General features: G+C 60.6%; 21 protein-coding genes. 14 read left to right on the forward strand and 7 right to left on the reverse strand.

The genetic code is table 11. The annotated features are described in order from the left end of the window. Positions 1-4: 4 nt before the first annotated feature. From CKW15_RS03815 to CKW15_RS03825, 3 genes are read left to right on the forward strand one after another with little or no spacing between them, the layout of a single operon-like run. A complete protein-coding gene (locus CKW15_RS03815; RefSeq protein WP_095059579.1) occupies positions 5-1,612 on the forward strand; it encodes a carboxyl transferase domain-containing protein in 1,608 nt (535 codons plus the stop codon). A gap of 13 nt (positions 1,613-1,625) precedes the next feature. Continuing rightward, complete coding sequence (locus CKW15_RS03820; RefSeq protein ID WP_095151634.1) at positions 1,626-2,438, forward strand: gamma-carboxygeranoyl-CoA hydratase; 813 nt, start codon at positions 1,626-1,628, stop codon at positions 2,436-2,438. Then, the gene (locus CKW15_RS03825) at positions 2,438-4,393 is read left to right on the forward strand and encodes an acetyl/propionyl/methylcrotonyl-CoA carboxylase subunit alpha (RefSeq protein WP_095151635.1); all 1,956 of its coding nucleotides are present in this window, start codon (positions 2,438-2,440) and stop codon (positions 4,391-4,393) included. Before CKW15_RS03820 ends, CKW15_RS03825 begins: the two co-directional genes overlap by 1 nt. A gap of 39 nt (positions 4,394-4,432) precedes the next feature. Here the strand turns inward: CKW15_RS03825 and CKW15_RS03830 are convergent, their stop codons facing one another. Next, the gene (locus CKW15_RS03830) at positions 4,433-5,080 is read right to left on the reverse strand and encodes a LexA family transcriptional regulator (protein ID WP_095151636.1); all 648 of its coding nucleotides are present in this window, start codon (positions 5,078-5,080) and stop codon (positions 4,433-4,435) included. Positions 5,081-5,209: 129 nt separating this feature from the next. On the opposite strand from CKW15_RS03830, the gene CKW15_RS03835 reads away from it, so the two are divergent. Next, complete coding sequence (locus CKW15_RS03835; protein WP_095059583.1) at positions 5,210-5,551, forward strand: DUF6124 family protein; 342 nt, start codon at positions 5,210-5,212, stop codon at positions 5,549-5,551. Positions 5,552-6,034: 483 nt separating this feature from the next. Beyond that, positions 6,035-7,186, forward strand: a complete 1,152-nt coding sequence (locus tag CKW15_RS03840) for a M14-type cytosolic carboxypeptidase (protein WP_095151637.1) — start codon at positions 6,035-6,037, stop codon at positions 7,184-7,186. A gap of 73 nt (positions 7,187-7,259) precedes the next feature. Here the strand turns inward: CKW15_RS03840 and CKW15_RS03845 are convergent, their stop codons facing one another. Both CKW15_RS03845 and CKW15_RS03850 read right to left on the reverse strand, forming a co-directional pair. Continuing rightward, positions 7,260-7,805, reverse strand: a complete 546-nt coding sequence (locus CKW15_RS03845; RefSeq protein WP_095059585.1) for a cytochrome b — start codon at positions 7,803-7,805, stop codon at positions 7,260-7,262. Continuing rightward, positions 7,802-8,896, reverse strand: coding sequence for a catalase family peroxidase (locus tag CKW15_RS03850; RefSeq protein WP_095151638.1), 1,095 nt, complete (start codon positions 8,894-8,896; stop codon positions 7,802-7,804). Before CKW15_RS03850 ends, CKW15_RS03845 begins: the two co-directional genes overlap by 4 nt. 158 nt (positions 8,897-9,054) lie before the next feature. Here CKW15_RS03850 and CKW15_RS03855 point away from each other — a divergent pair, with 158 nt between their 5' ends. The 4 genes from CKW15_RS03855 to CKW15_RS03870 all read left to right on the forward strand — a co-directional run bounded on the left by CKW15_RS03855 (position 9,055) and on the right by CKW15_RS03870 (position 12,918). Then, positions 9,055-9,561 (forward strand): sigma-70 family RNA polymerase sigma factor, encoded by a 507-nt coding sequence (locus tag CKW15_RS03855; protein WP_095059587.1) that lies wholly within the window; start codon positions 9,055-9,057, stop codon positions 9,559-9,561. Further along, positions 9,558-10,310: an anti-sigma factor gene (locus CKW15_RS03860; RefSeq protein ID WP_095151639.1), complete on the forward strand. Its 753-nt coding sequence runs from the start codon at positions 9,558-9,560 to the stop codon at positions 10,308-10,310. Before CKW15_RS03855 ends, CKW15_RS03860 begins: the two co-directional genes overlap by 4 nt. A gap of 89 nt (positions 10,311-10,399) precedes the next feature. Continuing rightward, positions 10,400-11,524: a cell division protein ZapE gene (gene zapE, locus CKW15_RS03865; protein WP_095151640.1), complete on the forward strand. Its 1,125-nt coding sequence runs from the start codon at positions 10,400-10,402 to the stop codon at positions 11,522-11,524. A gap of 80 nt (positions 11,525-11,604) precedes the next feature. Continuing rightward, a complete protein-coding gene (locus CKW15_RS03870; protein WP_095151641.1) occupies positions 11,605-12,918 on the forward strand; it encodes a leucine-rich repeat-containing protein kinase family protein in 1,314 nt (437 codons plus the stop codon). A 129-nt stretch (positions 12,919-13,047) separates the two neighbouring features. Here CKW15_RS03870 and CKW15_RS03875 read toward each other — a convergent pair whose 3' ends face one another. Further along, complete coding sequence (locus CKW15_RS03875) at positions 13,048-13,752, reverse strand: YebC/PmpR family DNA-binding transcriptional regulator (RefSeq protein ID WP_053161495.1); 705 nt, start codon at positions 13,750-13,752, stop codon at positions 13,048-13,050. 216 nt (positions 13,753-13,968) lie between these two features. On the opposite strand from CKW15_RS03875, the gene CKW15_RS03880 reads away from it, so the two are divergent. Then, complete coding sequence (locus CKW15_RS03880) at positions 13,969-15,381, forward strand: type VI secretion system Vgr family protein (RefSeq protein WP_095151642.1); 1,413 nt, start codon at positions 13,969-13,971, stop codon at positions 15,379-15,381. Positions 15,382-15,383: 2 nt separating this feature from the next. On the opposite strand, the gene CKW15_RS03885 is transcribed toward CKW15_RS03880, so the two are convergent. After that, complete coding sequence (locus tag CKW15_RS03885; RefSeq protein ID WP_095151643.1) at positions 15,384-16,775, reverse strand: FAD-dependent oxidoreductase; 1,392 nt, start codon at positions 16,773-16,775, stop codon at positions 15,384-15,386. A gap of 68 nt (positions 16,776-16,843) precedes the next feature. Then, positions 16,844-18,169 (reverse strand): MFS transporter, encoded by a 1,326-nt coding sequence (locus CKW15_RS03890; RefSeq protein WP_095151644.1) that lies wholly within the window; start codon positions 18,167-18,169, stop codon positions 16,844-16,846. A gap of 269 nt (positions 18,170-18,438) precedes the next feature. Here CKW15_RS03890 and CKW15_RS03895 point away from each other — a divergent pair, with 269 nt between their 5' ends. Beyond that, on the forward strand, positions 18,439-19,311 hold the full coding sequence (locus CKW15_RS03895) for a LysR family transcriptional regulator (protein WP_095151645.1): 873 nt from the start codon (positions 18,439-18,441) through the stop codon (positions 19,309-19,311). A gap of 119 nt (positions 19,312-19,430) precedes the next feature. Here the strand turns inward: CKW15_RS03895 and CKW15_RS03900 are convergent, their stop codons facing one another. Next, positions 19,431-20,294 carry a LysR substrate-binding domain-containing protein gene (locus CKW15_RS03900; protein ID WP_095151646.1) on the reverse strand — a complete coding sequence of 288 codons (864 nt, stop codon included), beginning with the start codon at positions 20,292-20,294 and terminating at the stop codon, positions 19,431-19,433. A gap of 109 nt (positions 20,295-20,403) precedes the next feature. Between CKW15_RS03900 and CKW15_RS03905 the strand changes: the two genes are divergently transcribed. The 3 genes from CKW15_RS03905 (at position 20,404) to CKW15_RS03915 (ending at position 23,225) form a co-directional block, all read left to right on the forward strand. Then, positions 20,404-21,513, forward strand: a complete 1,110-nt coding sequence (locus tag CKW15_RS03905; protein WP_095151647.1) for a 2-aminoethylphosphonate--pyruvate transaminase — start codon at positions 20,404-20,406, stop codon at positions 21,511-21,513. Positions 21,514-21,664: 151 nt separating this feature from the next. Continuing rightward, positions 21,665-22,492, forward strand: coding sequence for a phosphonoacetaldehyde hydrolase (phnX, locus tag CKW15_RS03910; RefSeq protein ID WP_095151648.1), 828 nt, complete (start codon positions 21,665-21,667; stop codon positions 22,490-22,492). Between the two features lie 172 nt (positions 22,493-22,664). Next, positions 22,665-23,225, forward strand: a complete 561-nt coding sequence (locus tag CKW15_RS03915) for a cytochrome b (RefSeq protein ID WP_095060994.1) — start codon at positions 22,665-22,667, stop codon at positions 23,223-23,225. Positions 23,226-23,367 lie beyond the last annotated feature (142 nt).

Below are 23,367 nucleotides of genomic sequence, written 5' to 3' on the forward strand. Positions count from 1 at the left end.
GTCCATGGCAACCTTGCATACCCAGCTCACCCCCCGTTCAGCGGAGTTCGCGGCCAACAGCGCGGCGATGCTCAAGCAGGTCGACGCCCTGCACACTTTGCTCGCTCAAGTGGCGCAAGGTGGCGGCCCCAAGGCTCAGGAACGCCACACCTCGCGGGGCAAACTGCTGCCTCGCGAGCGCATCAATCGCCTGCTCGATCCGGGTTCGCCGTTTCTGGAGATCAGCCAACTGGCGGCCTACGAGGTTTATGGAGAAGACGTTCCCGCGGCTGGCGTGATTGCCGGGATCGGTCGCGTGGAAGGCATCGAATGCATGATTGTCGCCAACGATGCCACCGTGAAAGGTGGCTCGTATTACCCGCTGACAGTGAAGAAGCACCTGCGCGCCCAGACCATCGCGCAGCAGAATCGCCTGCCGTGCATCTACCTGGTGGATTCGGGCGGCGCCAACCTGCCGCGTCAGGATGAAGTGTTTCCGGACCGCGAACACTTCGGCCGGATCTTCTTCAATCAGGCCAACATGAGCGCCATGGGCATTCCGCAGATTGCCGTGGTCATGGGTTCTTGCACCGCCGGTGGCGCTTATGTGCCGGCAATGGCCGACGAAGCGATCATGGTCCGCCAACAGGCGACGATTTTCCTCGCCGGTCCACCGCTGGTGAAAGCTGCAACCGGTGAAGTGGTCAGCGCTGAAGACCTTGGCGGGGCCGATGTGCACTGCAAGATTTCCGGGGTAGCGGACCATTACGCCGAGAGCGACGAACACGCGCTTGCCCTCGCCCGCCGCAGCATCGCCAACCTCAACTGGCGCAAACTCGGTGAGGTGCAACAGCGCGCACCGATCGCGCCGCTGTACGGCAGCGACGAGTTGTACGGCGTGGTCCCGGCCGACGCGAAGCAGCCATTCGATGTGCGCGAAGTGATTGCACGGCTGGTGGACGGTTCGGTGTTCGATGAATTCAAGGCACTGTTTGGGACTACATTGGTTTGCGGCTTTGCCTACCTGCACGGTTACCCGATCGCAATCCTCGCCAACAACGGCATCCTGTTCGCCGAAGCCGCTCAGAAAGGCGCGCACTTCATCGAACTGGCGTGCCAGCGTGGCATCCCGCTGCTGTTCCTGCAGAACATCACCGGTTTCATGGTCGGTCAGAAATACGAGGCCGGCGGCATCGCCAAGCACGGCGCGAAACTGGTGACTGCCGTGGCTTGCGCCAAGGTACCGAAATTCACCGTGATCATCGGCGGCAGTTTTGGCGCCGGTAACTACGGCATGTGCGGCCGCGCCTATGACCCGCGCTTCCTGTGGATGTGGCCGAACGCGCGCATCGGCGTAATGGGCGCCGAACAGGCGGCCGGCGTGCTAGTGCAGGTCAAGCGTGAGCAGGCTGAACGCAGCGGCCAGGGTTTCAGCGCCGAGCAGGAAGCCGAGATCAAGCAGCCGATACTCGACCAGTACGAAGAACAGGGTCACCCCTATTATTCCAGCGCGCGCTTGTGGGACGACGGTGTCATCGACCCGGCCCAAACCCGCGACGTACTGGCCCTGGCCTTGTCCGCGTCGTTGAACGCGCCAATCGAACCGAGCCGCTTCGGCGTGTTCCGGATGTGATCGGGAGAAGAACATGAGCGACTTCAACACCCTCGAACTGCTGACCGACCCCCGTGGTTTCGCGACCCTATGGCTCAGCCGTGAAGAAAAGAACAACGCCTTCAATGCCGAAATGATCCGCGAGTTGATCCTCGCCCTCGATAAAGTGGCGAGCAATTCCAGCCTGCGATTCCTGATCGTGCGCGGTCGCGGCAAGCACTTCAGCGCCGGCGCCGACCTGGCCTGGATGCAGCAATCGGCCGAACTCGATTACGCCACCAACCTCGATGACGCCCGGGAACTGGCGGAGTTGATGTACAACCTGGCCAAACTGAAAATTCCGACCCTGGCCGTGGTGCAAGGCGCAGCCTTTGGTGGCGCCCTGGGCCTGATCAGTTGCTGCGACATGGCCATCGGCGCCGATGACGCGCAGTTCTGCCTGTCGGAAGTACGCATCGGCCTGGCACCTGCGGTGATCAGCCCGTTCGTGGTGCAAGCGATTGGCGAGCGCGCGACCCGTCGTTATGCCTTGACCGCCGAGCGCTTCGGTGGGCAACGGGCGCAGGAAATCGGTTTGTTGTCGGAGAGTTATGCAAGTGCCGAGCTGGAACAGAAAGTCGAGCAATGGATCGTCAATCTGTTGCTCAACAGTCCGGCCGCGATGCGCGCCAGCAAGGAGCTGCTGCGCGAAGTCGGCGACGGTTCACTGACCCCGGCATTGCGCCGCTACACCGAAAACGCCATCGCCCGCATTCGCGTCAGCGCCGAAGGCCAGGAAGGCCTGCGCGCCTTCCTGCAAAAACGTCCGCCGAACTGGCAAGCCGAAACCACCAAGGAGCCCCGCTGATGAGCGCACCTGTTATCACCACGCTACTGGTGGCCAACCGTGGCGAAATCGCTTGCCGGGTGATGCGCACCGCCAAGGCTCTGGGCCTGACCACCGTCGCGGTGCACAGCGCCACCGACCGTGATGCTCGCCATAGCCGGGAAGCCGATGTTCGCGTCGACCTCGGTGGCAGCAAAGCCGCCGACAGCTACCTGCAAATCGACAAACTGATCGCGGCGGCCAAGGCCAGCGGTGCCCAGGCGATTCACCCCGGCTATGGCTTTTTGTCGGAAAACGCCGGGTTCGCCCGCGCCATCGAAAACGCCGGCCTGATTTTTCTCGGCCCGCCCGCCTCGGCCATCGACGCCATGGGCAGCAAGTCCGCCGCCAAAGCCCTGATGGAAACCGCTGGCGTGCCATTGGTGCCGGGCTATCACGGTGAAGCCCAGGACCTCGACACCTTCCGCGATGCCTGCGAACGCATTGGCTACCCAGTGTTGCTCAAGGCCACGGCCGGTGGTGGCGGCAAAGGCATGAAAGTGGTCGAAGACGTCAGCCAACTGGCCGAAGCCCTGGCCTCGGCCCAGCGTGAAGCGCAATCGTCATTCGGCGATTCGCGGATGCTGGTGGAGAAATACCTGCTCAAACCGCGTCACGTGGAAATCCAGGTATTCGCCGATCAGCACGGCAACTGCCTGTACCTCAACGAACGTGACTGCTCGATTCAGCGCCGGCACCAGAAAGTCGTCGAAGAAGCGCCCGCGCCGGGGCTGAGCCCCGAACTGCGTCGCGCCATGGGCGAAGCCGCTGTGCGCTCGGCGCAGGCCATTGGTTACGTCGGCGCCGGTACGGTGGAGTTCTTGCTGGATGCGCGCGGTGAGTTCTTCTTCATGGAGATGAACACGCGACTGCAAGTCGAGCACCCGGTCACCGAAGCCATCACCGGCCTCGACCTGGTGGCCTGGCAGATTCGCGTGGCCCGTGGCGAGGCCTTGCCGATGACCCAGGATCAGGTTCCGTTGATCGGCCATGCGATTGAAGTCAGGTTGTATGCCGAGGATCCGGGTAATGACTTCCTGCCGGCCACCGGCCGCCTGGCGTTGTACCGCGAATCGGCCCCGGGCGCGGGTCGCCGGGTGGACAGCGGCGTCGAAGAAGGTGACGAGATCTCGCCGTTCTACGACCCGATGCTGGGCAAGCTGATTGCCTGGGGTGAGGACCGTGAGCAGGCCCGTTTGCGCCTGCTGAGCATGCTCGATGAGTTCGCCATCGGCGGGCTGAAGACCAACATCAACTTCCTGCGTCGCATCGTTGCCCATCCCGCGTTTGCCGCCGCCGAACTGGATACCGGGTTCATTCCGCGCTATCAGGAACAACTGCTGCCGGCCCCTTCGCAACTAGATGACGAATTCTGGCAAGCCGCCGCACAGGCATTTACCCAAAGCCAGCCGAATGCAACCCGCGCCGATGACCCGAGTTCGCCTTGGTCGAACGCCAGCGGTTTCCGCTCCGGCCTGCCTCGTGAAATCACCTTGCACCTGAGTTGTGAGGACCAGGATCGCGCACTGACCTTGGGTAACGATTGTTCTCACACAGCACAGCTCAAGGGTGAGTACTTGCTGACCGAGCACAACGGTTTACGTCGCCAGCATCGCGCCATTCGCCATGGCGACTCTGTGTACTTGCAATGGGACGGTGAACTGCACCGCATCGAGACTTACGACCCGATCAGCGCCGTCGAAGCCAGCCACAGCCATCAAGGTGGCCTGACCGCCCCCATGAACGGCAGCATCGTCCGCGTGCTGGTAGAGGCCGGCCAATCGGTGGAAGCCGGGGCGCAATTGGTGGTACTGGAAGCGATGAAGATGGAGCACAGCATTCGTGCGCCCCATGCCGGAGTGATCAAGGCGCTGTATTGCCAGGAAGGCGAGATGGTCAGCGAAGGCAGTGCGCTGGTCGAGCTGGAAGAGGCTTGAAATGAAGATCGGTCCTACGCTTTGCGTGGACCGATCTGACTAGAACCTGGTGGTTGCCTGAACCACCACGCCGATGATTCGGCATTCTTCTGAGTAAAGGGCTTTCGGATAGGTCGGATTGAGCGGAACCAGATAACGCTGCCCGCCCTCCTCGATCAACTTGCGAAACGTCGCTTCGGCACTGCCAGGCCATTGGGCAATGACCAGTTTGCCGGGCTCCGCCTCTACGTCCGGATCCACCAGGATCAGCATGCCTTCCGGGATGCTGACGCCGTTGGGAGCGGTCATTGCGTCACCCACCACCTTCAACCAGAATGCCGCGCCCCGGGCGTGATAGTCGGTCAATTCGAACTGCGCCTTGCCATACACCGCCAACTCGCCATCGCGTGCTTCGACAGGTTCGCGCCAGTCACTGACGGGGTAGCGGAAGTACGGGTTGTACTTGTGCGTCAGCGAAAGCTCGTCGTCCTGAGACGCCTGCGGCTCGCGGATCACCAGGGCCACTTCGAGGAACCCCAGGCCGAGCGCATGCAACACGCGATTCATGTCATCGATGCCAGGCTCGCGGCGCTTGTTGAGCCAGTGACCTATGCCACCCTGGGACATTCCGAGACGTTCGGCGAGTATTTCCTGAGTGATCTTGAGTTCACTCATCTTGGCCTTGACCAATTCGATCCATTTATCCATGTGCGGCACGATACGTGGGCGACTCCGGCCATCAAAACACACATTGTAGTATTTAATTGATCGTCACAAATACAAATCGTACTAGGATGGATTCACGGATCTGAATCAATCACGGAGCTTGCTATCGCCATGAACCAACCCGCCAACGACCTGCCCGACATGCAAATGGACACGTCCCTCACCTCGCCGCAGGGTTCCGCCGCTGCACAGCGTGCGCTGGACTATTACTTGAAACCGACTGTTTCAGAGGACATGAACGAATCGCGATTCTTTGATGTAAACCGCAATGTCAGCAGTGAGGAGGCACTGGTCCATGCCTCGGACCTGTTGCGATGCGCCGCCGCGACGGCGTTCGAGTCAGCCAGTCATTTGCAAGGAGCAAACCGGGACCTGGCGTTTTCGACGGTGCATATGATCGACATGGCCAAGGCGATGGTGGATCGCTCGCTGGAAGGGCATCAAAGAGGTTGAATTCGGGATGCAAAAAGGGAGGACGGAAAAGAATTTTCCAATCGAATAGATAAAAAAGTTTGACTTGCAAACGAGAATGATTATTATTGCAACAACTGGTCGCGAGATCAGTCGATGGGCCAGGGACCTTAGGTCGGTCTCCTGGACTATCTCCTCATCAGGCTAATCACGGTTTTTGACCCGGCTTTTTGCCGGGTCTTTTTTTGCCAGTTTTTCTGGCTTTGGCTTCAGGCTAATGAAGTCTTTTTGGGCACTGCCAATTTGATGGCGCGGATAATATCAAAAGAGCATCAGCTGGCAAGAGAAGCCCGCCTTCATTAGCTAAAATTAAAATAGAAATAGCACTTGAGAATCAATCGCACAGTCTCTAAGCTGCGTCCGCGTCATGGAGGACGCCCCCCTCGCACCCCGCAATTTCCCTCGGTTTCACCCCTGTCTTGCGTGTAAAGTAGCTGCGATAAAAATCATATTCAGGAAACGATTATGACCGTGGCGAAATCCTCTTTCGATATCAGTGCCAACTTCGACAGTGGCAATATTGAAGTCCTGGATATCAGCAATCCATTGCAAGCATTGTTGGCCATCAAGCCCGATACCCGCAGCCCGCATTTCCAGTGGTTCCACTTCAAGGCCAGCGGCCTGCATGTCGGTCAGGAACACTGGTTCCGCCTGAGCAACGCCAGCAAATCCTCGTATAACAAAGCCTGGGATGGCTATCAGGCCGTCGCTTCCTACGACCACGTCAACTGGTTCCGGGTGCCGACCATTTTCGAAGGCGATTGCCTGCGCTTCAGCCTCGAAGCTACCGCCACCCACGCCTGGTTTGCCTACTTCGAACCCTACAGCCGTGGCCGCCACGACTGGCTGATCGAGCAAGCGCTGACCAAGGCCGGCACCGAACTGCTGGCGACCGGCAAGAGCGTCGAAGGGCGTGACATCCAGTTGCTACGCAAAGGCACCGGCGCTGAAGGCCGGCGCAAGGTGTGGATCATCGCCCAGCAGCATCCGGGCGAGCACATGGCCGAATGGTTCATGGAAGGCGTGATCGAGCGCCTGGAAAAGCGCGACGACCCGGTCCTGAACAAACTGCTGGCCAGCGCCGACGTGTACCTGGTGCCGAACATGAACCCGGACGGCGCTTTCCACGGTCACCTGCGCACCAACGCCATGGGCCAGGACCTCAATCGCGCCTGGCAAAGCGCCAGCCAGGAAATCAGCCCGGAGGTCTTTTTCGTACAGCAGCAGATGGAAAAGTACGGCGTCGATCTGTTTCTCGACATCCATGGCGATGAAGAAATCCCTTACGTGTTTACCGCCGGTTGCGAAGGTAATCCCGGTTACACACCGCGCATCGCCAAACTCGAAGAACACTTCCGCAGCCATCTGAAGCACCTGACCAAGGACTTCCAGACCGCCCACGGCTACACCCTCGACAAACCGGGCGAAGCCAACATGACCTTGGCCTGCAACAGCGTTGGCCAGCAGTACGACTGCTTGTCGCTGACCCTGGAAATGCCGTTCAAGGACAACAACGATGCGCCGAATGTGCTGACGGGGTGGTCAGGCAAGCGTTCGAAGCAGTTGGGCAAGGATGTGTTGACGACGGTGGCGGAGATGGTCGACTCCCTGCGTTGATCAACTTCGCAGGAAAATGAGCACACACTGTGGCGAGGGAGCTTGCTCCCTCGCCACGGATTTCCGCAGTTTTCTAACCGCGATCCCTGCCCCGCAACATGCTGTCCAGCACATCATCGCGGCGCACCCAACCGTGAAACAACGCCGCCGCCAGATGCAGCAATACGGTCAAAAACAGCAAATACGCCAGATACCCGTGCGCCTTGCGAAGGAATGCAAACACCTGCGCGTTCGCCGACACAATGGATGGCAACTGCAGCGAACCACTGAGCATCACCGGCTCACCCGACGCCGAAATCATCGCCCAGCCAAGCAATGGCAAAACCAACATCAAGGCATACAGCAAGACATGCGACGCCTTGGCCGCCAACACTTGCCAACCCGGCAGGTCCGCCGGCAGCGGTGGTTGCGTGGTGGAGAAGCGCACCACCAACCGCACGATCACCAGCAGCAAGATGGCGATGCCCAAGGGTTTGTGCAGATGGATCAGCCATTCATGTCGCTCAGAGACCGAGGCGACCATACCGGCGCCGATAAACAGCATGGCAATGATCATCAGCGCCATCAGCCAGTGCAGCAGACGCGCCAGCGGGGCGAAGTGGTTCGGTTGAGTGCTCATTGCCGGGTCTCCTGTTTGGCGGCGGGCAATTGACTGACTTCGCTGGTGCGACGCAGGTAGGAATTGGCGTAACCGGCTGAACGAGCGGCGAGTAACGGGTCGTCGGACCCTTCGATCCCGGCAGGCAATACCAGCGGGTCGTAGTTGATGTCACGGCATTCGCCACTGAGTTGCGGCTGGGTGCTCTCAAGGACCAGGGTCCCGGCGTTCAAGACTTTGCGCCCTGTGGGCCAGGCCTTGCTGGCGTCGTCGACCGGGTCACCCGGGTTGGCCAGGGTGAGATTCAGTTGCCAGCGCAAGGGTCCTGCGGCGATGCGCTGCACCAGATCCTTTTCCAGAAAGTCGCCACCTTCGGATGCCATCGCACCCGGCGCGTCTTGCGCCACCGGCACCATGCTCCAGCGCACGGCCTGGTGCTGCCCGGTGGCGTTGACCAGGTAAAACGCGTTGACGCTGTTGTAGGTTTCCGTCACATAGCTTGCCGACGGTTTGGCGGTCTTGACCCACGCCAGGAACGGCGCGGATTCCGGGTGCGAACCGAAGAACGCCGGCACCGCTTTAGGGTCCGGTTTGCCGGTCGCCGGATCGGGCGACTGGGCCTGTTGAAACTGGTAGAACGCTTCCGGCGTACCCACCGGGAACACCGGCATGCTGTTCATCCCGGTGCGCCATTGCTGGCCGTTGGCCTGAGTGAAGCGCAGTGCCAGGCTGCGGATCGGCACGGCGTTGTCCGGCGCATAAGGATTACCCGCCGGCAGGGCAAAACGCCCTACCACCGGGGTCCGTGCCTCATTGAACACCTGGGCGGTTGAATAACTGCGCGCCTCACCGCTGCTTTCGAAGTGCCCGATCACGCACACGCCTTTGGAGTGGTTGCGACGGAAACCGGGGTGCACGCCGTTGTTGGTTTCCAGCACATTGATCAGCTTTTTCGGCGTCAGGCGCTGTGGGTCGAAGGTGCCATTGACGTAGGCAAACGCCCCGGCCAGCACAGCGACGACGACGGCAATGCCGGTCAGGCGCAGTGTCAGGCTCGCGGCACTCAGCGGTGGCCGGTCCGGCCCCGTTGGCGGTGATGATCGATCTACCATGAAAGACTCCAGGGCCATCGGCCACAAGTGAGAAGAATCAAGCAGACGAACCGCACACCGGTTTATTCCCACGTGTGGTGTTTATTTTTCCAGGCGTGGAATAACCTCCCGTACCGGGCGTCTTCCTAGTCCACAGCGTAGTGACTAGCCAGAACCACATGAACGATATCGACGAACAACTGCGAGAAATCATTCCCCGATTGCGGCGATTTGCTGTGTCGTTGACGCGCAACCCAAGCAGCGCCGACGACCTGGTCCAGGCCAGCCTGGAGCGTGCGCTGTCGAGTTGGGGTGATAAACGTGTCGACGGTGATTTGCGCGCCTGGCTGTTTTCAATTCTCTATCGCCAATTTCTCGATGCGCACCGACGTTCCCGTAGGTATGCGCGCATGCTCGAATTTTTCACCGGGCGTGACGACCCGCAGCCTTCGGTGGAACGCACCGTCATCGCCCAGTCGACCCTTACCACCTTCGATCAATTGCCCACCGAGCAACGCGCGTTGCTGCTGTGGGTGTCCGTTGAAGGCCTGAGCTACAAAGAAGTCGCCGAGATTCTCGACGTTCCCATCGGCACCGTGATGTCCCGCCTGTCCCGGGCTCGACAGGCCCTGCGCCAGCTCAGCGATGGCGAAATCAACCGCCCTTCTCTGCGGAGACTCAAATGATCAGCATGCCCCCTGACGAGCGTGACCTTCACGCTTACGTCGACCATCAACTCAGCGACGCTGACCGACGTCTGATAGAAACTTTTCTCACCAGCAACCCGGACGTTGCCGCACAGGTCCGTGCCTGGCAGCAAGACGCCCAGGCACTGCGCGCAGCCCTCGGTGGCGCCTTGCAGCAACCGGCCAACCCGGACCTCGATCCGGTTGCGATTCGCCAACGCCTGAAACGCCAGTCGCGCCGTCACCTGGCCAGCGCGGCGGTGTTGTTCATCGCCATCAGCGTGGGCGGCGTCAGCGGCTGGCAAGCACGCGAGATGACGCTTGCCGCCGCACCGCTACCGATGACCGACGCCTTGCAGGCGTATCGCCTGATTGCCCAGCAAGGCATCCTGCCGGCGGACTACAAGGTCAGCGATGACGGTGACATGCAAGGCTGGCTCGACCGCTATTTCACCCAGGCCAATCGCCTGCCTGACCTCTCGGGTGCGGGGTTCAAGCCGGCCAGTGGGCGATTGCTCAGTACCGAGCAAGGGCCGGCGGCGATGGTGGTTTATGAAAATCAGGGCGGACAGAAAATCAGTTTCTATGTCCGGCCACCGGGGCCGAAAAACTTCCTGCTGCCAAGAGGCAGTCGTCGAGATAACGGCTTGCAGGCCGAGTATTGGTCTGGAGGTGGCTACAACTACGCAATGGTCAGCCCGGCGGACACACCGGCAGCGCAGATGCTCAGACAGACCGCGCAATTCTAGGGATCAACGTATCGCAGCAAAAACCGGCTCTGGTTACACTACGCCGCAGCAGCTCGGGGGAGCTCGCCAGTCAATAAAGGTGATATCACGTGGCCGTTCGACCACCCAAACGTTCGCGACTCACACCGCGCTGGTCCGCGTTGCGCCGCCTATTTGGCAAGGCATCGGTGCCGGGCTGCGCTGCGAGCGGTCAAGCCATCCACGACTACTTCCGCCACAAGGCGCACTCCCAGGGCTACACGCTCAGCCACAGCCAACAGCGTGTGATCGACTGCATGGCCTTGTATGCCTCAGCGTTGTCGGGGCCCTCGACGAGCGCCCTTCCCGGCCTTTACTTGCATGGCGCCGTGGGGCGCGGCAAAAGCTGGTTGCTCGACGGTTTTTTCCAGGCCGCTCCCCTGGAGAAAAAACAGCGCCTGCACTTCCATGATTTTTTTGCTCGCCTGCACCAGGGCATGTTCACCCATCGCGAGCAGCCCGACGCATTGACGACTTCTCTGGATGAATTGCTGAGCGATTGTCGGGTGCTGTGTTTCGATGAGTTCCATGTGCATGACATCGGCGATGCCATGCTCATCACACGGCTGTTCAAGGCCCTGTTCCAGCGCGGCATCCTGCTGCTGGTCACCTCCAATTACCCGCCCGAAGGCCTGCTGCCCAACCCGCTGTATCACGCACGCTTCAAACCGGTGATCGACCTGATCAACACTCGCATGCAGGTCATGGAAGTCGGTGGCCCCCACGACTATCGCAGCCAGGCCCGCACCCATGCGCAACAGCTCTTCACCCAAGGTCATTACGTCTGGCCGGCCAGCGCCGCACAACGGTTGTCGCTGAACCTGCCTGAACGCGACGCGCCGCCCGTGTCACTGCCTGTCGGCACCCGGCAGTTCCAGGCACGGTTCTGCGAAGGACGGCGTATCGGCTTCACCTTCGCCGACCTGTGCGACCGCCCCACGGCGGTGATGGACTATCTGGAGTTGTGCCGACGCTTCGACAGCTGGGTCATCGATGACCTGCCACCACTGAGCGAATGCACGATTGCCGCGCAACAGCGCTTTATCAATCTGATCGACGTGCTTTACGACCAGGACAAGCACCTGGTCTTGTTGGGTCAGCAATCGCTGCGTGACAGCCTGGGCGGTGATGCCATTGATCTGGCGCGTACCCGCAGTCGTTTGGGGCAACTGATGGAAGTCAGGGAGCCGGCCTGACAGGAAACATGCCGTTCCCGCTATCATGTCGCCCATTCCCGGGCCAAGTGCCTGCTCCTTGATCAATAGCGAACCTGTTCATGCACACCCTTGCACAATTGCGCGCCGGCCAGCTGTCGGGCATCACACGCCTGGATCTGGCCGAAGACCTGAGCGAATTCCCACAGGAAATTTTCGCGCTGGCGGACTCGCTCGAGGTGCTCAACCTTAGCGGCAATGCCTTGAGCTCGCTGCCAGAAGACTTGCACCGCCTGACTCGATTGCGCGTGCTGTTCTGTTCCGATAACCGCTTCACCGAGTTGCCGGCCTGCCTCGGCCAATGCGCCGAATTGACAATGATCGGCTTCAAGGCCAACCGCATTGCCCATGTCCCCGGCACTGCGTTGCCGCCGCGGCTGCGTTGGCTGATTCTCACCGACAATTGCGTCGAAACGCTGCCGGTTGAGTTGGGAGAATGTCTGCACCTGCAAAAGCTCATGCTCGCGGGAAACCGTTTGCAAGCGTTGCCGGCGTCGTTGTGCAATTGTCATCGGCTGGAGCTGATCCGCATCGCCGCCAATCAGTTGACCGAATTACCGCAATGGCTGCTGGCCCTGCCGAGCCTGACGTGGCTGGCCTATGCCGGTAACCCGCTGGAAACCGAAGCCGATGCCGCCGCCCTCGACGCCACCCCGCGCATTGACTGGTCGACGTTGCGCCTGGAACAACAACTGGGCGAAGGCGCCTCCGGGGTCATCCATCAGGCCCTCTGGCAATCTACCCAGCAGCCGGCGATGCCGGTTGCGGTCAAGCTCTACAAAGGTGAGATGACCAGCGATGGTTCACCGCTGCATGAGATGAATGCGTGCATTACCGCCGGTCTGCACCCGAACCTGATCCGCGTCGAAGGCCGGATTGTGGATCACCCGCAGGAAACGGCCGGGCTGGTCATGCAACTGATCGCGCCGAGTTACCGCAACCTCGCCGGGCTGCCAAGCCTGGCGTCCTGCAGCCGTGACGTGTATGCCGGCGACCTGCGTTTCAGCGCCGCGGTGGCGCTGCGTATCGCTTGTGGTATCGCATCGGTCGCCGAGCACCTGCACCGGCATGGCATCACCCACGGCGATCTCTACGGCCACAACATCTTGTGGAATGAGCACGGTGACTGCCTGCTAGGCGATTTTGGCGCAGCGTCGTTTCACGCCACGGATGACAGCCTTGCAAGCCAGGCGTTGCAGCGAATCGAAGTGCGGGCGTTCGGGGTGTTGCTGGGGGAATTGCTGGAGCGGATCGACTCAGGGTTGAGCTATGAGCAGCGAGAGGTGCTGGAAGACTTGCAGCAGCAATGTTGTCAGCCGCAAGTGCTGACTCGACCTGGGTTCAATGAAATTATCCAGGCGTTGAATGCCACCTGACCGCTTCGCGGTCAATCGCGAGCAGGCTCGCTCCCACAGGTTTTGTGTCATCTACACAAATCCCTGTGGGAGCGAGCCTGCTCGCGATGACGGCCTGCCAGGCAACAGAACCGTCATTGACACAAAGACTTAACCCGCCAACCCGACAAACATATCCTGTACGTCGTCATGGTTATCGAGGCCTTCCAAAAAGGCTTCAACTTCAGCCATCTGCTCATCGCTCAGGCCGCTGACCGGGTTTTTCGGCTGGTAGCCCAGTTTGGCCGACAGCACGGTGAAGCCTTGTTCCGGCAGGGCTTTCTGTACCGCGTCCAGATCCGTAGGTTCGGTCAGGAACAGGGTTGCACCGTCTTCACCCGGCTCGAAATCCTGAGCACCGGCTTCGATGGCGGCCATTTCCGGATCGGCGTCCGGGGTGTCCGGCGAGGCTTCGATCATGCCCACGTGGTTGAAGTCCCACGCCACCGAGCCCGAAGCGCCCAATTGCCCCTTGCGGAACGCCACGCGAATTTCCGCCACAGTACGGTTGATGTTGTCGGTGACGCATTCAACGATCAACGGCACTTGATGCGGTGCGAATCCCTCATAGGTCACGCGATGGTATTGCACGGTTTCGCCCAACAGGCCCGCACCTTTCTTGATGGCGCGATCCAGAGTTTCCTTGGGCATTGAGGCTTTCTTGGCCTGTTCGACCACCAGACGCAGGTGTGCGTTGGTGGTGGTATCGGCACCGTTGCGTGCAGCGATGGTGATTTCCTTCACCAGTTTGCCGAAGATCTTGCCTTTGGCATTGGCTGCCGCTTCTTTGTGTTTAACCTTCCACTGTGCGCCCATTACTCACTCTCTTGTCGATGGCGCCGAGACATCTATTGGCCGACGCTTTGCGCAAGTTTATACGGCCTAAAGTCGGCAATCGACCAAAAATTCTGACGTGCATCGACATCTTCACCGGCGGTTGTAGGGCGATTCTGAAAAGTCGATTTGCGATGACCACAAAGCGCTGCGGTTTCGTACCCTCTTCACCCGTATTCCATGGCAGCAGCGAGTTCGATGCATAACGACACGCAAAGTCCCTTCACCTTGTCCCTGCTCGACGATGATTTGCACTTTCAGGTGGTGCGGTTCAGTGGTCATGAAGCGCTCAACCAGCCCTATCGTTTCGAGATCGAGGTGATCGGCCTGGCTCCGGCCTTGAGCCTGGAGCGATTGCAGAATCAACCGGCCTACCTCGGGCTAGGCCCAGGTCAGGGCGTTCATGGCGTTTTGTGCAGTACCGGTCTCGAATACCGTGGCACCTTCCAGGTCGCCTACAAACTGCAGCTGATCCCCCGCCTGAAAACGCTGGATCAACATCGCCGCCGCATTTTCCAGCACTTGAGCGTGCCCATGATCCTGCACCGGTTGCTGGAGGAAAATGAACTGCCCGCCGACAGCTATCGCTTCGAACTGACCACCGGCCAGTACCCTGTGCGAGCGTTTTGCATTCAGTACGAGGAAACAGACCTGGACCTGCTGCAACGGCTCTGCGAAGAAGAAGGTATCCACTACCACTTCGAGCATCAGCGCGACGGGCACGTGCTGGTTCTGGCCGATGACAGCCTGAGCTTCCCCCAGGACGCATTGTTGACGACGTTCCAGAGCGACGCGTTCGATGAAACGAAAGAGCCGATGATCACTGAACTGTTTCAGCGCCATGTGTCGCGGCCCTCGCCGCCGCGCCCTGTCCCTGGAAATCGAGGTACGGCAAACGTTACCGATGGCGCCGCCAATCACTCACTGCCGCCCACCATGCCACCGTTGCGCAGTCCTGCCCGCGATCAGCTCAGTCGTCGACAGCTGGAGCGGCTGCGTTGTCGACAGCTACAAATAGAGGGCCGGAGCCATCTGGGTGCATTGCGCAGTGCGCGGATTGTGCAGGTGTCGGAACATCCGCTGACGAGTTTCAATGATCAATGGCTGGTCACCGAGGTGTGGCATCAAGGGCAACCGATCTCCCCTTTTGCCGAAAACACGCCGGGCGTGACGCTGGAGTACCACAACCGGTTCACTGCCATTCCCTGGTCGACCGCGTTCCGGCCGGCACTCAAGCAACCCCGGCCCAACATTCCGGGCTATCAGCCGGCCCGGGTGTGCGGCCCGATCGGGCAGCCGGCAGACCGGGATGAACAAGGGCGGATTCGGGTCAACATTTGGTCTTCCCTGCAAACGGATACAGACGAATCTGCCGGGCTTTGGCTGCCGGTTGCACTGGCCTGCGCGCAGGACCCTGGCAACCTGAGCCGACTGCCCGTGGCCGGCAGCGATGTGCTGGTCAGTTTCCTCGACAGTGATCCGGACCGACCGGTGCTCTGCGCGGTCATGGCCCCACTCGAACCGCCGCGCCCTGCGCCCAATCCGAGACCCGTCGGTGACAGCCGCCTGCTGCTCGATTGGCTGGTCAATCGTTCGGATTTCGAGCTTTGATATCAGCCCTTGTCGGCCTTGCCCGCTGCCGCCGCGAACTTCGCCAGGCGCACATCCAGGTGACGAGGGCGGCGTCCGTGGTCTTCGGCGCGCTCCTTGCGGCGGATGGCGTTGCGCACCATCAACGACCCCAGGTAGCGAATCGGCTCCGGTGGAAAAAAGCCCAGCGGTCCGTTCACCAGTGGCGAACGGGTCCAGGCGTTGTCCAGGCCCAGGACCATCGACGCCAGAATCTGCCCGCCCATATGACACGGCCCGACCCCGCTGCCGGAATAGCCAAAACCGTAGAACACGTTGCCACTGGCGCTCATCTGCCCGAAGAACGGCAGCCCGGTGACCGATCGATCCGACGGGCCGTTCCAGGTTGCCTCGACCTTGACGTCGGCAAACGCCGGGAAGAAATCCGCGAGACTGCTCTGCAACAAGCCGGCATAAGGCGACGGTTGATCGAATACCGGCAGCATGCGCCCGCCAAAGGCGAAGGTGTTGCCGCCCTTGCCAAGCATGATCCGGCCGTCCGGGGTGTTGTGGTAGTAGTGCACGAAAATCCGCGAATCGAGCACCGTGACGCCGCTGGTCAAGCCGATCTCATTGAGCAGGTCCGGCCGAGGTTCGGTGATCAGCATGTCGCTGGAAACGATCGCCACGCTGCGCTCGAACTGCGGGAAGGCGCGAGCCATCCACGCGTTCATCGCCAGCACCACCCGATCGGCGCGAATCGTACCGTTCGGCGTTTGTATGCCCGCCGGCTTGCCTTCTTCCAGCCCGGTCATCGCGGTGTTTTCGTGAATCCTCACACCCAATTGCCGGGCGACACGGCGTAACCCGCGCACCAGTTTGCCCGGCTGCACACTGGCCGCTGCCGGGGAAAACCAGCCTTCCAGGTGTTTGCTGGAACCGGCCATGCGCTGCACATCGGCCACTGGTCGCTGGGTGAACGAGTTGATGCCATTGCGCTCCAGCGCCGCAATGACCGCGTCAGTCGAGCCACATTGCGCGCGGTTGGTGGCGGTGTAGAGCGTACCGTCGAGGCGATAATCGGCATCCACCGCGTAGTGCTCGCAGAAGTCGCCGATGGCATGGATGCTGCGCTCGGACTCCTTGACCAGCCGCACGGCCTCTTCAACACCGAACAGCCGCTCAAGGGTGAAGTACTTGGCCGACCACGACAACGCACAGCCGCCATTGCGACCACTGGCGCCAGCACCGCAGATATCTGCCTCGATCAGCACCACATCCAGCTCGGGGTTCTGTTCCTTGAGCATGATCGCGGTCCACAACCCGGTGTAACCACCGCCGACAATGCAGACGTCGGCGCGGCTGTCGCCCTCCAGTGGCGGGCAGGGTTCGGATGTATCAGCCTTCAAGGCCTGGTCCAGCCAAAAGGGTCTCATGGGTCATCTCCAGTCAGACGTCCACACGCCGGCCTGCCGCCAGTGCAGCAGGCTGCGCGGGACAGGATTCAGGTTCGCAGGGGTTTGATGGCCATTGCCCGGTTGGGCACGTAGGCGTAATGGGTACCCAGGCCACCGGGGCGGCTGTTCCAGTGCGGGATCAAGACGAGTGCGGAGAACATCGCGCAGCCGGCAAAGACAATGAACACCGTGACGGTGTCGAAGTAGCCCGGCAGCAATCCACCGAGGATCGCCCCGACCGACCCGCAGCCGTTGACGAAACCGGCCGCCGTGGCACCCGCCTTGGCAGTGCCGAAGTCAATGGCGGCCGCGCCGCTGATCATCGAGTCTGGCCCGTAGAGCGTCAGGCCCATGACGAACAGCAGTATCACCACCAGCAGCACGCTGCCGGTATGCAGGGCGCCCATGAAAAACGCCAGGGACACGGTCAATGCCAACAGGCTGATCACGCAGGCTGGCATGCGACGGGCGCCGAACAGTTTGTCCGAGGCCAGGCCGATCATGATCGGCCCGAGCAATCCGGCCAGTTCAAACGCAGTCGGAATGATCGCCGCGCCGACCTTGCCCACTGAGGGCATCTGTTCGAAAACGATCACCGGGCCCCACAGCAGAATCGCGTAGCGCGCCGGTTTGAGCATGAAGTACGCCAAACCCAGCACCAGCACGGTGCGGTTGCGCAGGATCTCCTTCAAAGGCTCCCACATGCTGATTTTGCTTTGCGCGTCAGCTTGTTCGGCGGTCAGCTCAGGTTCCGGCTCCACCGCCGGCAAGCCGACGTCTTCCGGTTTGTTGCGTTGGAAAATAAAAAACAGCACGGCGACCAGCCCAACCACCGCCGCACTGGAAATGAACGCCGCATGCCAGCTGCCGATGAGCGTGTACGCCCACCAGCCGGCAAACGGCGAAGCCACCAGACCACCAAAGGCATAGCAGGAACTCCACAGGCCCAATACCCGCCCGCGTTGCTCGGAGGGAAAGAAACTGCCGAGGTTTTTGCACAGTCCCGACCATCCGGTGGACTGCGCCAGGCCTTGTATCAGCATGCAGGTGGCGAAAATCGGCAAGGTCGCGAAACTGCCCATTACCAGCGCCGCACCGGCGGAAATCAGCAAACCACCGAGCACCACGACGCGCGGACCAAAACGGTCGGCCAGGATGCCCCAACCGAACTGGCCCACGGCGTAGGCGGCCAGGTAAATGGCATCGAGGTTGGCCATGGTCATTTTGTCGAGCATGAACGTCGGGTCTTCGCCAATGCCGAGTTTGGCGACAGAGAAAGCTTTGCGAGTGAAGTAGAAAGCGGCGTAGGCGAGCCAGGTGATCGCGAAGATCTGCACGCGCCAACGCTTGATGGTGCCGATGTGCTTGTTCATTGTGGTTCTGACCTCAGGGTGTGAGTGTGCCGGCAGAATTTGGAAGAAAACGCCTGTGTTTTTATTGTTGAGCACTGCGATATCGCCCTGTCCCTGCGGCGGATACCGGTCAGATGAGTCCTGTAGTTGCACGCACAGGCTCATGGCTCCCGCTGCTGTTCGACTGACCAGTCACCGGGGCTGAGGTGGATAAAAACAATTACTGATTAATAAGTGAAATCGATTTATCGTATTTCAAATATAAGCTCAACTTGTTACTGGAGATTTCCATGTCGGTGTCCCACGCCCAACTCAAGGCTTTCCACGCCGTGGCAGTGCATGGAAGCTTTACCAAGGCCGCCGAACGCCTGTTCCTGACGCAACCGGCGATTTCCGACCAGGTGCGCAAACTCGAAGAGCGCTACGGCGTGTTGCTGTTTCACCGCAACAAACGATCGGTGCGCCTGACTGATCTGGGCGAGCGCCTGCTCGGCGTGACGCAGAAACTGTTCGTCATCGAAGCCGAGGCCCAGGAACTGTTGCAGGATTCCCAGGCCTTGCAGACCGGCAGCCTGATTCTGGCGGTGGATGCACCGGTCCATGTGCTGCCGCAGATTGCCCGGTTCTGTGAGCGCTACCCCGGGATCAGCGTGAAGATCGAAACCGGCAATACCGATGAGTCATTGTTCCGGCTCTTCAACTATCAGGCTGATCTGGCATTGCTGGGCCGTGACGTCAGCGATGAACGCCTGCTCTCCCTGCCGCTGCGCAACGACCCGATGGTGGCGTTCGTGTCACGCAATCATCCGTGGGCCGATCGTGAATCCATCTGCCTGGCTGACCTCGACGACACACCACTGGTGCTGCGTGAAATCGGTTCCGTGACCCGCCAGACGCTGGAAGAGGAAATGGCCGGCGCCGGGTTTCGCATCCGTCCGGCGATTCAGGTCGAAGGGCGGGAAGCTGCGCGAGAGGCGGTGGTGGTCGGGATTGGCGTAGGCGTAGTGTCGGCGGCCGAATTTGGTGCGGATTCGCGGGTATGTGCGTTGCCGATTACGGATTGCAAACGCAGGCTGACGGAAACCCTGGTGTGCTTGCGCGAGCAGAGTTCACGACGGGTGGTGGCGACTTTTCTGGAGATGGTGCGCGAGAGTCTGGTGTAGGCAGGTCCGACGCCATCGCGGGCAAGCCACGCTCCCACAGGTATCGGGTTGCACACAATATCGGCGAACTAGAATAAATCCCTGTGTGTGGGCTTGCCCGCGATTGCAGACAACTCGGTCTACCTGACTGGCGCCAACCCGAAAAACGCCTGAATCAACCGCAAATCCCTCCTTCGCTCCATGCACCCCATCATGTGCCGGTTCACCAGCCCCTCGCCAATGATCGGCACCGCGGTCACCCGTGGATCGTGGCTGACCTCCACTGATGACACCACCCCTACCCCCAGTTCGGCGGCCACGGCCTCGGTCACCGCTTCGCGGCTGTCCAGTTCCAGCAACACCCGTGGATTGACCTTGGCCTGGGCGCACGCCTCATCGAAGGTGCGCCGGGTAATCGAACTCGGTTCACGCAACACCATGATCACCTGATCCAGTTCCTTGAGCTGCACGCCTTTGGGCTTCTGCGCCCAAGGATGCGTGTGCGGCACCAGCGCGCAAATCCGCGATTCGCTCAGCGCTTGCAAATGCAGGCCCTTGCGCGGCTCGACTTCGGTCAGCACCGCCACGTCGGCATGCTCGGACAACAGCGCCGCCAGGGTTTCCTGGGCGTTGCCCAAGCGCAGGTTCACGGTGATCCCCGGATAACGTGCCCGCAGGCTCGCCAGCATCGGCATGACCATGTGCGGACCGTCCGCCGCCACTTCGAGGCGTCCGGTCAGTAATTGTCGGTTGGCCTCCAGCATCACTTGCGCTTCTTCAGCCAGGCCAAACATCGCCCGGGTGATCGCCGCGAGCTTGGTGCCCTCCTCCGTCAGCTCCACCCGTCGGGCGGTGCGGCGCAACAAGGTGATCTGGTAGTGCTCTTCCAAAGCCTTGATGTGCCCGGTGACTGCCGGCTGACTGATGAACAACCGCGCGGCCGCCCGGGTAAAGCTGCCCTCCCGGGCCACCGCATCGAAGGCGCGGAGCTGGAACAGGTTCATGGATAACTCTCACTGATGGCTGGCATAACAATAAACAATTTGATTGATAAGTCGGCAAATTGCAATTTAAGCCCCGTAGCTTCATCCCATCGAATGCGAGGACACGAGAATGAGTATTGCCGCCCCCATCCTGCTCACCCCCGGCCCGTTGACCACGTCGGCCCGCACCCGTCAGGCAATGATGGTTGACTGGGGTTCATGGGATGACCGCTTCAATCAACTGACCGCCAGCCTGTGCGAGCAACTGCTGGCGATCATCAACGGCGCCGCCACCCACCACTGCGTGCCTTTGCAAGGCAGCGGCACTTTCGCGGTCGAAGCGGCAATCGGCACGCTGGTGCCTCGCGACGGCAAAGTGTTGGTGCTGATCAACGGCGCCTACGGCAAGCGCCTGGCGAAAATCTGCGAAGTGCTCGGCCGCACCTTCAGCACCTTTGAAACCGCTGAAGACGAACCGACCACCGCCGCCGACGTCGACCGTCTGCTGCGCGCCGATGCCGACATCACTCACGTGGCGCTGATTCACTGCGAAACCAGCACCGGCATCCTCAATCCGCTGCCGGAAATCGCCGAGGTCATTGCACAACACGGCAAACGCCTGATCATCGACGCGATGAGTTCCTTCGGCGCCCTGCCGGTGGACGCGCAACACATCCCGTTCGACGCGCTGATCGCTGCATCAGGCAAATGCCTGGAAGGCGTGCCGGGCATGGGCTTCGTCTTCGCCCGCAAAGAATCCCTGGCCAGCGCCGCCGGTAACTCGCACTCACTGGCGATGGACCTTTACGACCAGCACACCTACATGGCCAAGACCGGCCAATGGCGCTTCACTCCGCCGACCCACGTGGTCGCCGCGCTGCACGAAGCCCTTCTGCAATACAACGAAGAAGGCGGCTTGCCGGCCCGGCATAAGCGCTACGCCGCCAACTGCCAGGCATTGATGGAAGAGATGGGCAAACTGGGCCTGCGCAGTTTCCTGCCGGCCGCTATCCAGGCGCCGATCATCGCCACCTTCCACGCCCCGAAAGATCCGCGCTACGCGTTCAAGGATTTCTACGAACGGGTCAAGGCCAAGGGTTACATCCTCTACCCCGGCAAACTGACCCAGGTCGAAACCTTCCGCGTCGGCTGCATCGGCTACGTCCAACCGGCCGAAATGCGCGAAGCCGTAGCCGCGATCGCTGAAGTGTTGCGCGAGATGGAAGTGCTCGAAATCTAACCCACACCACATTCCCCCTGTAGGAGCGAGCCTGCTCGCGATAGCGGACTGTCAGCCAACACATCCGTTGAATGTCAGGCACTCATCGCCAGCAGGCTGGCTCCCACAGTAAAAGCAGCCCCATTAGTCAGTTGCCAAAGGATTTCCAGACATGAACTACACCAACCCAACCAAGCTGCAAGCCGCCATCCTCGACTGGGCCGGTACCGTCGTCGACTTCGGTTCCTTCGCGCCAACCCAGATTTTTGTCGAAGCCTTCGCCGAGTTCGACGTCCAGGTGTCCATCGAAGAAGCGCGTGGCCCGATGGGCATGGGCAAGTGGGATCACATCCGCACCCTGTGCGATCAGCCGGAAGTTGCCGAGCGTTATCGCAAAGTATTCGGCCGCACGCCGACCGACGATGACGTCACCGCCATCTACCAGCGTTTCATGCCGCTGCAGATTGAAAAAATCGCCGAACACTCGGCGCTGATCCCGGGGGCTTTGGACACCATCGCCAACTTGCGCCAACAAGGGATCAAGATCGGCTCCTGCTCCGGCTACCCGAAGCAGGTCATGGACAAAGTGGTCGAACTGGCCGCTACCAACGGCTACGTTGCCGACCACGTGGTCGCCACCGACGAAGTGCCGAACGGCCGTCCATGGCCGGCCCAGGCGCTGGCCAACGTCATCGCCCTGGGCATCGACGATGTCGCCGCTTGTGTGAAGATCGACGACACCGTGCCAGGCATTCTTGAAGGCCGTCGTGCCGGGATGTGGACCGTGGCACTGATCTGCTCGGGCAACGCGTTGGGTCTGGACTACGAAGGTTATCGCGCCTTGGCCAGTGACAAACTGGACAGCGAACGCAAGCGCATCCACGCCATGTTCGAAGGCTCGCGCCCGCACTACATGATCGACACCATCACCGATTTGCCGGAAGTGATCGCTGACATCAACAAGCGTCTGGCCAATGGCGAGATGCCGCAGTCGAGTTGATCACAACAAAACACCGCTCCTACAGGGGGCGGTGCGTTTTTCCTGTCTATTAGCTGAATCAGAGCATCCCGCGACCAATAGCCTCAGGCAAACCCAGTGAAACGGGCTTAGAGTTAAAGCACACCGTCGAACAAGAACGGTGGCTTTAAACCGGACCTCTGAGGAACACTGTATGCCATGGAAAAACTCCGCCTCGCGCTACAGCACCGTATCGATTGCGCTGCATTGGTTGATGCTGGTCCTGTTGGTGCTGGTTTACGCCTGTATCGAGCTTCGAGGGATTTTTCCCAAGGGCAGTGGCGGCCGCACGCTGATCGTTGAATCACACTTCATGCTCGGCCTGACCGTATTCGTTCTGGTCTGGCTGCGATTGTTCGCGCGCAGCCTCGGCCCGGCCCCGCAAATCTTTCCGGCCTCACCGCGCTGGCAAACGGTGCTGGCCAGGCTGATGCATTGGGCGCTGTATGTTTTCATGATCGCCATGCCGATTCTCGGATGGCTGATCACCAGTGCCAAAGGCAATCAAGTGATGTTCTATGGTTTCGACTTGCCGTTGCTGGTGGCCGAAGACAAGGCGTTCGCCAAACAACTGGAAGGCTGGCATGTGCTCGGTGGCACCATTGGCTACTGGCTGATCGGCCTGCATGCTGTTGCCGGGCTGTATCACCATTATGTGGTGGGCGATAACACGTTGTTGCGGATGATGCCAAAACGGGTGAACCGCGATACCTGAGACCACCTGTAAAACTGTAATTGGATGGACTCGCCCACGCCGAGGCGTCAATGCGCCACGGTGGCAGTCTAAGAAGCCAACGGCAGCGAGGGCGAGTCCATGAAAAAGAATACGACGCTTAAACAGTCCCTGTCTTCAACCG

Source organism: Pseudomonas sp. Irchel s3b5 (assembly GCF_900187435.1).
Lineage (GTDB): Bacteria > Pseudomonadota > Gammaproteobacteria > Pseudomonadales > Pseudomonadaceae > Aquipseudomonas.